This window comes from Alphaproteobacteria bacterium RIFCSPHIGHO2_01_FULL_41_14 (assembly GCA_001767855.1).
GTDB lineage: Bacteria > Pseudomonadota > Alphaproteobacteria > UBA7879 > UBA5542 > 2-01-FULL-41-14.
The window spans coordinates 575,314-590,100 of the sequence record MEMF01000002.1 but is presented as its reverse complement, the minus strand read 5'-3'; the positions used below and the strand labels follow the sequence as shown (position 1 = coordinate 590,100).

11 protein-coding genes and 1 tRNA gene are annotated in these 14,787 nt (G+C 43.1%); 5 read left to right on the top strand and 7 right to left on the bottom strand.

Annotation, left to right across the window (positions count from 1 at the left end; all coding sequences use genetic code 11):
• Positions 1-2: 2 nt before the first annotated feature.
• Entirely contained in the window at positions 3-1,079 is a 1,077-nt protein-coding gene (locus A2621_02915; GenBank protein OFW89821.1) for a hypothetical protein, read from the bottom strand.
• Positions 1,080-1,184: 105 nt separating this feature from the next.
• Here A2621_02915 and A2621_02910 point away from each other — a divergent pair, with 105 nt between their 5' ends.
• Positions 1,185-2,567, top strand: a complete 1,383-nt coding sequence (locus tag A2621_02910) for a hypothetical protein (protein ID OFW89820.1) — start codon at positions 1,185-1,187, stop codon at positions 2,565-2,567.
• Positions 2,551-3,348 carry a ribosomal RNA small subunit methyltransferase A gene (locus A2621_02905; GenBank protein OFW89819.1) on the top strand — a complete coding sequence of 266 codons (798 nt, stop codon included), beginning with the start codon at positions 2,551-2,553 and terminating at the stop codon, positions 3,346-3,348. The genes A2621_02910 and A2621_02905 overlap by 17 nt, the downstream gene beginning before the upstream one ends.
• Here the strand turns inward: A2621_02905 and A2621_02900 are convergent.
• The 5 genes from A2621_02900 to A2621_02880 form a co-directional block, all read right to left on the bottom strand.
• Positions 3,339-4,040, bottom strand: coding sequence for a hypothetical protein (locus A2621_02900; GenBank protein OFW89818.1), 702 nt, complete (start codon positions 4,038-4,040; stop codon positions 3,339-3,341). The two genes, A2621_02905 and A2621_02900, sit on opposite strands and share 10 nt — an antisense overlap.
• Positions 4,041-4,062: 22 nt before the next feature.
• Positions 4,063-5,508, bottom strand: coding sequence for a replicative DNA helicase (locus tag A2621_02895; GenBank protein OFW89817.1), 1,446 nt, complete (start codon positions 5,506-5,508; stop codon positions 4,063-4,065).
• A gap of 86 nt (positions 5,509-5,594) precedes the next feature.
• Positions 5,595-5,670 (bottom strand) — tRNA-Lys (locus A2621_02890).
• Positions 5,671-5,697: 27 nt separating this feature from the next.
• Complete coding sequence (locus tag A2621_02885) at positions 5,698-8,826, bottom strand: hypothetical protein (GenBank protein ID OFW89816.1); 3,129 nt, start codon at positions 8,824-8,826, stop codon at positions 5,698-5,700.
• Between the two features lies 1 nt (position 8,827).
• The gene (locus A2621_02880) at positions 8,828-9,940 is read right to left on the bottom strand and encodes a hypothetical protein (protein ID OFW89815.1); all 1,113 of its coding nucleotides are present in this window, start codon (positions 9,938-9,940) and stop codon (positions 8,828-8,830) included.
• Between the two features lie 295 nt (positions 9,941-10,235).
• On the opposite strand from A2621_02880, the gene A2621_02875 reads away from it, so the two are divergent.
• From A2621_02875 to A2621_02865, 3 genes are all read left to right on the top strand, one after another.
• Positions 10,236-11,132, top strand: a complete 897-nt coding sequence (locus A2621_02875; protein OFW89814.1) for a hypothetical protein — start codon at positions 10,236-10,238, stop codon at positions 11,130-11,132.
• Between the two features lie 209 nt (positions 11,133-11,341).
• On the top strand, positions 11,342-13,108 hold the full coding sequence (locus A2621_02870; protein ID OFW89813.1) for a single-stranded-DNA-specific exonuclease RecJ: 1,767 nt from the start codon (positions 11,342-11,344) through the stop codon (positions 13,106-13,108).
• 172 nt (positions 13,109-13,280) lie between these two features.
• Entirely contained in the window at positions 13,281-13,691 is a 411-nt protein-coding gene (locus A2621_02865) for a hypothetical protein (GenBank protein OFW89812.1), read from the top strand.
• A gap of 63 nt (positions 13,692-13,754) precedes the next feature.
• On the opposite strand, the gene A2621_02860 is transcribed toward A2621_02865, so the two are convergent.
• Positions 13,755-14,786 (bottom strand): hypothetical protein, encoded by a 1,032-nt coding sequence (locus A2621_02860; protein OFW89811.1) that lies wholly within the window; start codon positions 14,784-14,786, stop codon positions 13,755-13,757.
• Between the last annotated feature and the right edge of the window lies 1 nt (position 14,787).

The following is a 14,787-nucleotide window of genomic DNA, read 5'->3' as shown; positions in this document are numbered from 1 at the left end:
TGTTAGATTTTAGCCTCTTTCCTCAAAATCAAAAAACATACAAAGATTGTTCCTATCATCAAGACATAGGCCCCGAAAATACCGTACCAACTTTGCGCCCCTAAGTTCATTAAAAACAAAGACAAACTTTCCAATACCAAAGCCACAAAAATAGCTTGGAAAATGGAAAGAGATTGTCCTCGACGGCGGAAGGAAGCATATAAAAGGAAACAAAGGCCAATCATGGCAAAAGCCATAGAGTATAGGGGACTCAATAGACGCTGATATCCCTCAGCATAAAGCTTTTGCCCATGGGGCAAAGTAATATTATCAGGAGAAATGAGTTCAAAAACAGACAATTCATATGGCTTTTTAGGTCGAATATGTGGGGTAGACTTTCCTTCCTCTGCTAAAGAAATAATCGTACGGTCAAAATACAAAACAGATAACTCTCCACTGACAAGGTTTTTTTCTTGACGGGTTCCATGCTCCATAAAAATCTTTGGCATTCTGTCTTCGATTACAAGCTCCCCTTCTCTTGCTATAATGGTATAAGGGTTTTTGTTAGGTTCTTGCACATGGGCAATGATGCCCTTTATGTTATTTCCAATCTTGTTATTAACATAAATTGTGATATCCCCAAAAGAGTTAAAAACGCCTTCTTGAACGAGGACGCTTGGTAAAGAAGACTTAAGCTGCATTTCCATATCTCGGATTCTGCCAAAAGAGGCCGGCAAAATAAAAATGCTTAACACATAGATAAAAAGGGTAACCCCACCTGAAAAAAACAAAGCTGGACGAGCAATTTGCCACACACTATATCCTGATGAAAACATAACCGGTAATTCTCTGTCAGCATGGAACCGATTGTATAAAATAACAATGGAAATGAGTAACCCCACCGGCGCGATAATGACCAATAAATCTGGTAAAGTCAGAAGGATCAGATAAAAAAAGGATAAAAGTCCTTCGCTTGACTTCAAAAAAGGGCCCATAAATTTTAAAGATTGGATGACCCACAACGAGGCAACCAAAATGCCAACAATAAAAAAGAATGTTAGGCTAATCTCTTTGAGAATATATTTTTCTATCTTTTTCATGTTTTATTTAAAAATTTGACTTAAATGCATCTCGTGAATATAACTCAATTAGTAACCTGTTCGGAATCTTTTTCCAACGTGTATTTAACTTAAATTTAAAAAATAATGTTTCTTAGAATTTTACCCTTTCTTTTTCTTTTGTGTCAGATAGCCTCTGGGGTCGGCGTTTCTTTTTCTAGAAGTTTGGATACCCCTCCTCCTGTTGATCACGATAACAATGCATCTGAATTCATCTCTGAGAAACCTCTGTCTTCTACTGAAAAAAAAATCACTCTCTACAAAAAAGACCGTCACCCCTCGGGAACGGCAACGATTGCCGCCATAGTGAATGGAACACCCATATCTGTAAAAGATTTACATAACAAGCTCAAACTCGTCCTTAAGATGCCGATTGAAAAACTATCCCCCACAGAAAAAAGTCAAGTCATACACCAAGTTTTAAATATTTTAATTGATGAATTGATCAAAATTCAGACAACAGAAAAATTCAGTCTTAAAGCCGACCCAAAAGATATTGAAACAACTATTGAACATCTTGAAAAACAAAACAACTTTCCTAAAAACAGCTTTCGAAAAATGTTAAAAACACGAGGCATTCCTGAATCAACTCTCATTACTTCTATTAAAGCTGATTTGCTCTGGAGACAGTACATAGGCGCGTGGGCGGGAAGCTCTTTAGAAATCGACAAAAAAGAATTAAAAGAAATCATAAGCCCTTCTTTAAACAATATTCAGTACCATTTAGCTGAAATTGAAATCTACGTCCCAGAGGGCGGGTCAGAGGAAAAAGCTTTAGAAGCCATGGCAAAAATTCAAAATGGACTCAAAGCAAAGCAACCCTTTATGATGCTTGCCCATACCCAATCTCACGCCCCCTCTGCCGCTCGGGGTGGAGATATAGGATGGATTAATCAAGACATGATTGAGACAGAACTCTTAGAAACGTTGCAGCACCTTCAACCAGGCCAGATAACCTCTCCGATTCGGACAGAACAAGGGTATAAACTTATCCTCCTGATCGATAAAAAAGATACCAATGTGTTACAGCCCACCCTGACGGCACGCCAGATTGAAGTTAAAATATCTGAGAAAATGGCCAAAGATCAAAAAGAACTTGATGAAAAGATGGAAAAGCTAAACAAACTGGTACAAACGACGACCACGTGTACTGAATTTGACCAGCTTTCTGATCAAATCCCCGACTCCCAGATCCATGTATATAAAACGGTACGATTGAATGATCTGTCCCCTGATCTACAGACGGTCCTGAAAGACCTGGAAACAGGCGTTCCCAGCAAAGGTATTTTTAATCCCGCCAATAATACCATTGTGTTTTTCCTAGTCTGCGAACGAGCCGAAACACCGGTAGAGAAGACGAAGTCTATTGAAGGCGTTGCCAATCAAATTTCAAATCAAAGATTTATGTCTATTTCGGAACAAAAATTAAAGGAAGCTAAAAGAGTAGCCTCTATTGAAATCAGAATCTAAGCGATTTATCCCCCATAAAAAATTTGGACAGCATTTTTTAATCGACATCTCTGTTGTGGATCGAATTATCACCCACGCCCACCTTTCCCCCACGGACCGTGTGATTGAAATTGGACCAGGTCCAGGCATTCTAACGCGCACCCTTCTTGCCTCTAATATACACCATCTGACAAGTATTGAAATTGATCGCCAATTCTGGCCCAGCCTAGAAAAGCTAGAAAGCCCTCGATTTTCTTTGCTAAAAAAGGATGCTTTACAGATATCCCTTAAAGAAGAGTTCTCTCAAAAAATAAAAATCGTGGCGAACCTTCCCTATAACATCGGCAATAAGCTTTTGCTGAATTGGATGAGTGAACTCTCCTCCATCACCTCCTTGACACTCATGCTGCAAGAAGAAGTTGTGGAGAGACTTTGTGCCCAACCGAAAACAAAGGCCTATGGTCGACTCTCCATCTTGGTGCAATGGCTCTGTGAGGTAAAGCTGCTGTTTACTGTCCCCCCTGAGGCCTTCAAGCCCTCTCCCAAGGTGATGTCCGCCGTGGTTCATCTGATCCCCCGAGAGAGACCCCTTTATGATGTCTCTCAGACACATTTGGAAACACTCACCCAACTTGTTTTTCATCAACGCCGAAAGATGATCGGCACCAGCCTCAAGAAACTGGGCCATCCGGATCTTTTAGGGATATTTAAAAAGGTGGGAATAGAAAGGCACATACGACCCGAAGAAGTGTCTGTGGTGCAATTTTGTGAATTGGCTGATTCCTTGAAGGATTACTTATAAACCCTTCCGAGCGCCACCATTACGCCCTTAATGCTAACTCTATCCCTGTCATAGACTTGAGGCATCATGTATTTACTCCCCAGGGATAACACCACTTTTCCGTCCGTGATTTCCCATTTCTTCATGTGCACCGTCTCATCATCCACCACGGCTAAAACAATCTGCCCAGGGTGTGCCTCTACACCCATTTTAAAAAATAACATATCGTCATCAAGGATGGCTACTTCTTTGAGGGATTCTCCACTTATTTGCAAGGCACAATAATCATGTCCTTCTAGATAGAAAAGGATTTCCTTTGGAATGGACAATATTTTTTCAGGGCTCGATAAAAAAGTTTTCAGGGAGAAAATGGTGCTGTGTTTGCCATAAAAAGGCACATAGGCAAGCATTTCGTCCTTAGACTGAGAAGATACAACGGAAGGTTGATTTTCCTCTACCTTCAGAGGACGCCCCTCACTTGCAGCAAAGGCGGAATCTTGATTCACAAACTTGATCACTTCTATGGCGCGCGCTTTATGGTTCAGTTTCCGCACAAAACCTCGTTCCACAAGGGCCTTCAATAACATGTGCACACTAGACTTTGACTTTTGGTTTAAAGCACATCTCATCTCATCGTAGGAAGGACTAATCCCCTTCTGGTCTTGAAAACTTTTAATGAAAAATAGAAGTTTTTGCTGCTGTTTTGTTAACACTTTTCTTATTCCCTGTTCAAAATTAATTCTGCTGGGTTTTTGCAAGGTCAGCAAAATGCGTGAATCTCGCATCAAAGAAGAGCTTTACCGTTCCAACAGGACCATGACGTTGCTTCGCTATAATAATATCAGCTTGATTCTGAATTGTCTCCATCCTCTCTTGCCAAACAGCATATTTTTCTGTACCTGCTTCAGGTTCCTTACGGGATTCATAATATTCTTCCCGATAAATAAAGATCACCACATCGGCATCTTGCTCAATGGACCCAGACTCTCGGAGGTCAGAGAGATGTGGCCGCTTGTCATCCCGCTGTTCAACGGCACGAGACAATTGTGAAAGGGCCATAACGGGTACGTGTAATTCTTTTGCCAACGCTTTGAGTCCCCGCGTGATTTCCGAAATTTCTTGGACACGGTTTTCAAGACTGTTCACCCCACCCCGCATCAATTGAAGGTAATCAACTACGATCATGTCTAATCCCTGTTGACGCTTTAATCTTCTAGCTTTTGTGCGAAGAGAAGATACTGTGAGTGCCGGCGTATCATCGATATATAGAGGCAGCTCACTAATGCGTCGGTTGGCCTCAATCAGTTTGGGAAAATCCGAGGAACTAAGCTCCCCTCGCCTGATCTTATCAGAGGTAATTTTAGCCTCTTGGGACAATAAACGAGTAGCAATCTGGTCTGATGACATTTCTAACGAGAAAAAGGCAACAACGCCGCCTTCATTCTTTTTTTGGTGACGTGCCAAAGCCGCATTAAAGGCGATGGTGGCCCCAAAACCTGTTTTTCCCATGGAAGGACGACCTGCCACAATGACCAAATCAGAAGGATGTAATCCCCCCAACCACTTATCAATATCTCGAAGGCCGGTGGTGATTCCCACCACTTTGCTGTCTCGTTTATATGCAACCTCTGCGATCTTTAAAGCAGTCACCAAAGAATCATGCAGAGATTGTGCTTTGGATTCGGTTCCAGCCCCCGTTAATACCAAATTAAATAATTTCTGTTCAGCCTCTTCGATTTGGTTCACTGCCCCTTTTTCCAGGTCATGGCCATGGGCTGTCACCACCATCTCTTCCCCGATATCAATCAGTTCACGTCTCAAGAAGAGGTCATAAATAAGCTGACCATAGTGAGCCGCATTTCCGATAGACACAACCGAATCTGCTAATTGAAGAAGATAGTGGACCCCCCCAATTTCGCTCAGGTCTTGTTCCTTTTCAAAAAAGTCTTTTAAGGTGATGGGATCTGCCACTTTGCCTTGGTCGATCAGACGGCAAATGGCTCGAAACACTTTCCCATTGTTTTTGTCAGCAAAGTGCTCTGCCCTTAAGAAGTCAGAAACTTTTTCCAACGCATGATTATTGTGAAGGATGCATCCCAACAAAGCTTGCTCAGCCTCCGTATTCACGGGGGATGTTTTTCTAAAAAGCGTATCCGTTTGCTTTGATAGCGTATTCAACATGTGCCTAAACCATTTGTGTAGAGTTTACTCTATAGAAAAATAACTTTAAAGCGGAAAAACCTGTGAGGAGGCTCTTTTTGAAAAAGTGGTGGGTACTATAGGATTCGAACCTATGACCCCCTGATTAAAAGTCAGATGCTCTACCGGCTGAGCTAAGTACCCACACAAGCAGAGACTATAGTGTCCAAATCATGTTGGGTCAATATTCTTTGTTACTTTTAATACCTTCTTTCGTCGGGAATTCTCTCTGACCATCAAAGCACAAGGCGTTGCGATTAACGTAATAATGGATCCAAAGGCCAATCCAAAGGCAATAACCGTTGCGAGTTGTACCCACCAAGCACTGGAAGGCGCCCCTTGATGGACAGAAAAATTCATAAAATCTATATCAAGCCTCAGCAGAATGGGCATTAACCCCAAGATCGCTGTCAGCTGAGTCAACACGATAGGACGCAGACGCAAAGCCCCCGTTCTGAGAATGACTTCTTTCATATTTTGGCTGGTTTGCGACAGATGATCAAAAGTATCAATAAAAATAATATTATTACTAACAATAATCCCCGCCAAAGCAATCATCCCGATCCCTCCCATCACAATACTAAAGGGCTGATTCATAATTAAAAGCCCCAAGAGGCCCCCCGCTGTCGCCAGAATAACAGCACTTAAAACTAGGAACGCGCTAAAGAAACTGTTGAACTGAGCTACGAGAATAATCAAGATAGTAAAAAGGGCCACCACAAATGCATTGATAAGAAAGGTCTGAGACTCTTGCTGATCTTCTTGATCTCCTTTGAACTCAACAGAAACTTTAGAAGAGGGTGGGTTTTCCTTCAAAAATTGTTTGATTTCTTTAATCTTATTGTTTGCAAGAACCCCCTTCTCCACATTTGCCATGATTTTTTTAACAGATTTCCCATTAATACGATCTAGGGTGTGAACTTTTTGTTTGGGCAAAACTTTGATGAAAGAATCCACGGGTAAAGCCCCTTCTTTCGTCGGTAATCTAAGCCCCTGAAGATTTTTCAGATTTCGATATTCTTCGGGAAACCGAAGGGTAACATCGACTGCTTTTTTACTTTCAGACGGCTGGTAAGAGGAGACTCTAACGCCATCCCCCACCATTTGCACAACGTTACCAATCTGCACAAGATTTGTGCCCGCTTTCGCGGCTTCAATACGATCAATCTGAACAGCCCATTCAATTCCTGGCAAGGGACTTGTATCGTCAATATCCTTTAATCCTGGTATTTTATCTATAAAGGAACGAAGTCTCTTTAGTTCGGGCTCTATGAGTTCAGGAGATTGGGAGGTGATCTCAATTTGAATATCCTTTCCTTGGGTGGGACCACTATTTTGTTTCTCCAACTCGATCTTTAACCCGGGGAAAACTTGCATGGTTTTCAAATAACGATCTAGCAGCGGGGTTGCTTTCCCCCTGTCCTTCCAATCGATAAGCTCTACTGTAATTCGACCAATGATTTCCGGATCTCTTTCATCAATCAATCCAGCGCTGGTATACACAGATTTAAATTCCGTCGCATGTAGAATTTTAGATTCCACCTCTGTCACGAGATCATACTTTGTTTCTGTGGAGAGGTTGCCCTTTAGACGCACTAAATAGGAGGCTTGTTCCGGTTCTATATAAGGAAAGAACTCCACTCCTTTACCAAACTTTCCATAAATTCCAAAGATAGCGACAACTAAAATTGTCACCCCCAGCAATGTTTTTTTTGGCGCATTTAAAAGAGGACTTAAGAATCTCACATACCCTCCAGAACTACCCTTAAAATTCTCTAAGGGCCCCGTTTCCACCTCGGCCAGTTCTTTTATTTTTTCGGTATCTTTTGTATCTAATTTCCCAAAATAACTGCCCAAAACAGGGATCAGAATAAGCGCCACAAAAAGAGACATACCTAACGTACAAATCAACGTTAGCGGCAAAAATTTCATAAATTTCCCCACAATGCCTGGCCAAAACAGCAGAGGTAGAAAGACAACAATATGGGTTGCCAAAGAAGAGATAACGGGTCCAGACATTTTAAAGGCGGCGGTTCTGTACGCCTCAAAGCGGCGCATCCCTTCTGCCATTTTACGATCTGCATACTCGATGACGATAATGGCCCCATCCACTAACATGCCCACAGACAAAATTAAGCTAAAAAGAACCACTATGTTCAACGTGATTTTCATGAGCCCTAAGAAAAAGATACCCGCTAAGAAAGACGCCGGGATAGAGATCCCAACAAGCAAAGAAGAGCGCCACCCTAAAGTAAAAATAACAACAATCATAACTAACAAGACCGCCAAAATAATATTGTTTTGCAGTTCTGCGAGCATATTCCGAATGTCTTTCGATCGATCTTGCGAAAAAGAAACCTGCACTTTTCCTTTGAGTGGCGCTAAGTATTCATTCGTCACTTTCCGACACTCATCGATGGTCTGAATAATATTTTCTCCTATTCTTTTTGAGATCTCCAAAGAAATGGTTGGAATACCCTGGGCACGCGACAGCGTGCGCGTTCTTTTATAGGTTTTGCGAACATTCGCGATATCCTTAAGGAAGACAACAGCGTTGTTTACTGTTTTGATGGGAAAATTAGAAAACCCATCCTCGGTCACAATAAGGCCTGGCGTTTTTAAAGGGAATTCTCCGTCTCCTAAAACAAGTTGACCGGAAAGTACCATGGCGTTGTTGGCCCGAAAGAGCGCCATTACATCTTCAATCTGAATATCATAGGCTTGCATTTTAAAGGGATCCAACTGAATTTCCAAAATTTCTTCTCTGCCCCCAATAACTTTTGCTGTAAGGACTTTGTCGATTCGTTCTAATTTGTCTTGGAGATCTTCAGATACTTTATATAAAAATCTTTCCGGAACGGACCCCGAAAGCTGGACAATCAAAATGGGGAATAAACTCACATTAATTTCAGTTACAAGCGGTTCATCTGCATCTATGGGTAGTTCCTTTTTAACCAGACTGATGCGATCCCGCACTTGCGTAATGGCTTTATTGATGTCGGTTCCGGCCTGAAAGCTGATTTGAATATTTGCCATGCCTTCAGAGGCAGTGGATTGAATCTCTTTGATACCGTCCAAGCTTTGAAGGTGCTGTTCCGTTGGCTTTAACAAAAGCCGTTCACTATCTTCAGGTGAAACACCCCGATACGTTATGGACACAAAAACGATGGGAATTTGAACATCAGGATCAGACTCTCGCGGAATCGTGAGATACGTCACGATTCCGGCTCCTACCAGAAAAGAAAACAACAACAGAACCAGTCGACGATATTTAAGAGAAAGCTCGATCAGAGACTTCATATTATTCCCCGTCGAGATTAAGAGATTCTAATTGAGCCTGAACCTTGGTGCCAGACGCTACAGTTTCCTGCCCGAGCGTAATAATTTCCACTTGATCTGGTAACCCAGAGACATAGAGATGCGAAGGAGAAGAATCTAGGACCGTAACCGGGTAAAAAACCGCCAATCCGTTTTCAACAGCCATCACCCCCATCACCCCCTCTTTTGAAAGTGTCACCCATGAGGGGTTCAATTGATGAACACGCTGCCTCTTCAAGGGAACCTCAACTACCGCTGTCATTCCTATAGGAAAGGTATGTTTGGGGTTTGGAACCAAAACACTCACTGGAAAGGTTCTGGTTTTGGGGTCTGCCACTAGAGAGATGGAATCTATCTTCCCCTCAAGCACCCGCCCATCTGCTAAGCGCACCCCCACGGCATTCCCGTTCTTTAATTGTTCATAGACTTTTTCGGTCACGTAAATCGTGAGATACAAGGGATGCATATTGATAAGACTACAAATTCGTCTATCCGTCGTCATATCTGAAATGATACTGCCTGTGTCCACATAAACGGCATTAACGATTCCAGAGAATGGAGCTCTGATCTTTAAATAACTCAATTCAAGCTGAGCTTGGACCAAGGCCAGCTGTGCCTCAGAAAGATTTTTTTTCGTGTCAGCGAAAGAAATAGGAGATGTAAATCCTTTTGCAACCAATCTTTTCGCAGCTTCGTGTTGCATTTCCCTTAATTTTACAAAAGATTTCGCGGATTCTAATTTTTCAAGCCGATCTTCCACTTTCAGCTCCGCAAGGAGCGCCCCTTTTTTTACCTGATCGCCTTCTGACACCAATACTTTCTTGATGGCTCCAGATACTCGTGTTTCAATATCGAGGGTTTGGGAAGCTTCTGTAAGGCCTGATAATTTCAGGAATAAAATTTTATCTTGTGCTTTTGATACAAAACTTTTCACAGTATTGGTGTTGGTTGTCTTTTTTAAAAGAGATTCAACCACAATCTTGTTTTCATTTTGATTGTCTTTGACCATTGTGCCCCAAATAATGCCCCCTAGAACAAGTAGAAAAAGGACACTCCCCAGGATGCGGGCATGTATTTTAGAAAAAATAGGCTTCATTCTTACTCCAGGCCTCACCAGAATTACTTCAAGTGAGAGTGCTCACATTGTGCCAGAGAGAGGGGAAAACAATCAAGCGTTATTTGGGATTTAGTCGAAAAATCAGAGAACTAAAGAAAGAATATTTCAAAGAGACTTCTAAAAAGTTTCCTCCTCTAACCCCACAGAAGAGGTTGAGCTACGAAATCCTCAAATAAACAAAATTTTCTATATGTTATATCCATATTTTGATTGTTTTTATTTGTGCTTATAGTCAGAATGTTCTCTACATTGATTTATGAAGGATCCTTCCATTATGAATTTTAGGCATTTTTGCCTCGCCTTATCGATAGCCTTAGTTTGGGGTGCGAACTTTCCCGTCATGAAGATTGGATTAAATGGGATTTCTCCTTTAATTTTTTCGGGTCTGCGGTCTCTTTTAATTTTGCCCCTTCTCTTTTTTATTCCCAGGCCTAAAATCTCTTGGAAGGTACTCCTTTTAATTGGACTTTTAATTGGAACATTGACGGTTCCTCTCCTGTTGCTTGCCATTCACTTGGGTGTTGCCGCGGGGCTTAGCTCACTCATTATTCAAGCACAAGCCTTCTTCACAGTTTTGTTGGCTCTGCTGTTCTTTAATCAAAAACCCTCCTTCTTGAATTGGATGGGCATGAGCATTGCTTTCTTGGGAATTGGGTTCATTGGTATTCAAGTGGGTGGCGAAGCAAGCCTGCTTGGATTAGGAATCGCTCTAATTTCTGCCATTGTTTTTGCTATATCTAATCTTGTTCTCCAGCAAAAAGGACAGACCGTTGACATGTTCAGTCTCATGGCTTGGATGAACATTGTACCCCCTATTCCTCTCTTTCTTTTATCGAGTCTAATTTATGGAAACGATCAGTTTTTCCAATCTTTTCAAAATTTTACCTGGATTAGTGGTGCCTCCCTTCTCTACGCCAGCCTTGTGTCCGGACTTTTTGGATATACCACATGGGGGTTTTTATTAAAAAAATATCCAGCCGCAGTTGTTACCCCTTTTTCCTTATTAGTCCCTGTGTTTGCCATTTCTTTTGCCTACCTTACAGTGGATGAAACTCTGACAACCACAAGCATTTATGGATGTCTACTCGTCATTTCTGGACTCATTATTAATCAGCTTAAAACAGGTTATTTAAAATTCAAAAATCCTCCAAAAATGTCCCCCGAGCCTTGACCCCTCCCCTATTCCCGTTTACTCTGAGGAACAATGTATATCCGTTTATTTGGTTTAATTTTTTTATCTTGCTTGCCTGGCTGCACTAGTCAATACCCTAGTCTTACCGATGTCCCTGAGTATAGCCAACCTTCCATTTCTGTAGAAACCGCCCAAAAGGAAATCAAAGAACTTCGGGCGGATCGTGCCACAAATATTTCTGGGTAAAGATGATTGAAGCAGAATCGGTTCACAAAACAGAAACTTTGGTGAAAACTCTCTCTGCCAAGGGAAGACAATGGGTTTTTAAAGAAGAAACCGAACGGGATATTCTTCACATAATCCAAAAATATGGGTACCCAGAGATTCTAGCCCGCTTTATCAGCCAACGATGCCCTGCGAACCTAGACCCCCAACTTTTCCTGTCCTCTAAATTAAGAGATTTTTTGCCAGACCCTTTTTGCTTAAAGGATATGGACAAAGCCACGGCGCGTTTGAAACAAGCCTTAGACAAAAAAGAAAAGATCACCATCTTTGGAGATTATGATGTGGATGGGGCCACGTCCACCTCCCTTCTTGTACACTATTTGACTCGATTAAGCGCCCGTGTGGATTTTTATATTCCCGACCGCATTAAAGAAGGATATGGCCCCTCTATCGAAGGCTTTGAAAAATTGCACCAACAAGGCACCCAGCTCATCATCACCGTTGATTGTGGAACCGCGGCTCTGCAGCCTCTCGCCCACGCAAAAACCTTGGGCATCGATGTGATCGTGATTGACCACCATATTCCAGACGCCTCTCTTCCAGACGCCTCTGCCATTGTAAATCCCAATCAACAAGATGATGCATCGGGGTATGGGTATTTGTGTGCCGCTGGCGTTACCTTTTTGGTGCTTGTAGCCCTGCAATCCCAATTGAAAGACACTCACTCCAACCACCTGCCTGATCTTCGATTATTTTTAGATCTCGTGGCTCTCGGAACAATCTGCGATGTGGTTCCTCTGAAGGGGCTAAACAGAGCCTTTGTTCAACAAGGGATTGCCGTCTTAAACAAACAGCTAAATCCAGGCCTCAAAGCGCTCGCGCATATCGCCGGCATTGAGGGAAAATGCAACCCTTACCATTTAGGATACATTCTGGGACCCCACATTAATGCGGGAGGACGTATCGGCACCGCAACCCTTGGAACCCAACTGCTAACCTCCGCTTCCCTTGAAACAGCCCTACCCATCGCCCAGCAGCTCCACCAATTAAATAAAGAACGAAAGGACATTGAATCTAAAGTCCTAGCCCAAGCTTTAGAAGAAGCCGAAAAACTGCAGGATCACGCCATCTTGTGCGTTGGAATGGATGAATGGCATCCCGGCATCATCGGTATTGTGGCAGGTCGGCTGAAGGAGGTTTTTCACAAACCGGTGTTTGTCATCGCTTTTGATAGAGCTGGTATTGGGAAAGGCTCTGGTCGTTCTATCCCTGGTATTAACCTAGGCCTTCTGGTCCAAGCCGCCAAAAGTGAGGGTCTCCTTTTGAATGGGGGCGGTCATGCCATGGCAGCAGGATTAACGGTCAACAAAAATCGTTTTGATGACTTGCAGGATTTTTTCAACAAAACCGCCCCGCTGAGCCACGAAGTACCCTGCCTTGAAATTGATGCCGCCCTCCATGTCCACGGAGCCACCGCAGACCTCATTCGGCTGGTGGATCAAATTGGTCCCTTTGGCGCCGAAAATCCGGCCCCCGTTTTTATGATCCTCCGGTGTCAAATTACCAAACCTCACCTGCGCGGTGAAAAGCACATCAGCTGTTTCCTCCGCTCAGAATCTGGACACTTTTTGGATGCCATTGCCTTTAACGCCTTGGGCACCCCGTTGGAAGAAATCTTACTGAACCCTGACAACAAACTTTACCAGCTGGCGGGTTCGCTCAAGATTGACGTTTGGCAAGGCCGCGAAAAGGTGAAGTTTCATATTCAGGATATTCGCGTGAATGAGTAGAAAACCTACAAAGAGTTATCGGTACAAAAAAGCCGAAATCTATCTATGCAACCTCACAAACAAGCCAAGTTCACTCTTCGTTTGCCCCCATTGTATCAAGCAATTGTGTATGGTAATCCATGACTAATATTATTGCCAGAGACCATTGGGATTGAAAGGCCGGAGTAACCGAATGAACCACGACACGAAAATAGGCATCATTGTACGAGACGATTTAGAGACCTGGCAAAAGTTAAATATCACAGCCTTTCTGGCTCCAGGAATTGCAGCGGCATCCCCAGAGACAGTCGGCGAACCGTATGGAGATGGATCGGGTAACACCTATCTTCCCATTCTTGGGCAACCAGTGTTTGTTTTTGCGGCGAGTGCCGAGCATTTGCAACGTACGCGGAACAGAGCTCTAAGCCGTAAAGTGCCATTAGCTATCTACACCAAAGAGATGTTTGCAACCAACAATGATAAAGACAATCGTGCAGTTGTAAAAGCTGTTCAGGCAGAGGATTTGGATATTGTCGGTCTGGCTCTGCGAGCGGAGCGTAAAGCTTTCGACAAGATCATTAATGGCTTGAAGCTTCACGCATAAATCCTATAACAAATCTCTTGAACGATTCACACACGAGCTCCAATCTTCCCGGGTACGACTTCTTTACCCAAAATACCCCCGCACCACGTCCTCTGGCACGTCCGCCACAGAAGGATATATCCATTTGGGCGTGCGATCCTTATCGATCACCACCGACCGGATGCCTTCTAATACTTCTTTACTCTCAAAGAAGTTGAGCGCAAGCCTTAATTCCCCTGCCATGGCCTCGGAAAAGGGCAGCCCCTTGGCCTCTTTCAACAAACGATGAGTAATCACTAAACTTAAAGGCGAGGCATCCTCCATTTTTTTTCTCACTCCTTGCAACCAAACATTTTTGGTGAGCCGCAACCCGGCGATGAGGGTTGCCGTATCCTCCTCTTCAAAATACTCATCTATCAATTGCCTATGTTCTTTCAAAAGTGAGATCTGTGGGCACGGAGCAGCAAAGATTTCCAAAATAGCCCGAATGCCCTCTTGGGGATGGGCACGGATATCTGTTTCACTGAGGGCCTGATACAACAAAGAAAAATTTTCTTGGGGCACATAATGGGTTGCAATGCCCGTATAAAGCGCATCCGCCGCATTCATACGATATCCGGAAAGACCCACCATCAAGCCAATTTTTCCCGGGCATTTATTCAGGAAATAGCTGCCCCCCGCATCTGGGAAAAATCCTATAAAAACCTCGGGCATGGCCAAAACAGAGTTATCTGTGACAATACGGTGAGATCCCTGAACAGAAATCCCGAGGCCTCCCCCCATGGCAATCCCATTCATCAAACTCAGATAGGGTTTGGGGTAAGAGTGAATAATCTGGTTCAACCCATATTCTACTTCGAAAAAGAGTTTCAGAAAGCGGGTATCCTGACGACGTGCTGCCTCAAATATTTCCTTTAAGTCCCCGCCGGCACAAAAAGTATTTTCAAGATCGCTTTTTAAAATAACAAAGTGGACTTCCGGATCTTCTTTCCACAGAAGAAGCTGATCTCTAAGCCTCACAATCATGGTGAAGTTCAAACTGTTTAAAACAGAGGGCCTGTTGAGATGAACAATCCCAACCCCCTTCTGATACTGGAAAGAAATAGACACTTCTATC

Excerpts from the sequence above, each read along its gene's own strand:
- A2621_02915 (OFW89821.1), bottom strand. The coding sequence starts at position 1,079 with ATGAAAAAGATAGAAAAATATATTCTCAAAGAGATTAGCCTAACATTC.
- A2621_02865 (OFW89812.1), top strand. The coding sequence starts at position 13,281 with ATGAACCACGACACGAAAATAGGCATCATTGTACGAGACGATTTAGAG.
- A2621_02895 (OFW89817.1), bottom strand. The coding sequence starts at position 5,508 with ATGTTGAATACGCTATCAAAGCAAACGGATACGCTTTTTAGAAAAACA.
- A2621_02910 (OFW89820.1), top strand. The coding sequence starts at position 1,185 with ATGTTTCTTAGAATTTTACCCTTTCTTTTTCTTTTGTGTCAGATAGCC.
- A2621_02885 (OFW89816.1), bottom strand. The coding sequence starts at position 8,826 with ATGAAGTCTCTGATCGAGCTTTCTCTTAAATATCGTCGACTGGTTCTG.
- A2621_02880 (OFW89815.1), bottom strand. The coding sequence starts at position 9,940 with ATGAAGCCTATTTTTTCTAAAATACATGCCCGCATCCTGGGGAGTGTC.
- A2621_02875 (OFW89814.1), top strand. The coding sequence starts at position 10,236 with ATGAATTTTAGGCATTTTTGCCTCGCCTTATCGATAGCCTTAGTTTGG.
- A2621_02870 (OFW89813.1), top strand. The coding sequence starts at position 11,342 with ATGATTGAAGCAGAATCGGTTCACAAAACAGAAACTTTGGTGAAAACT.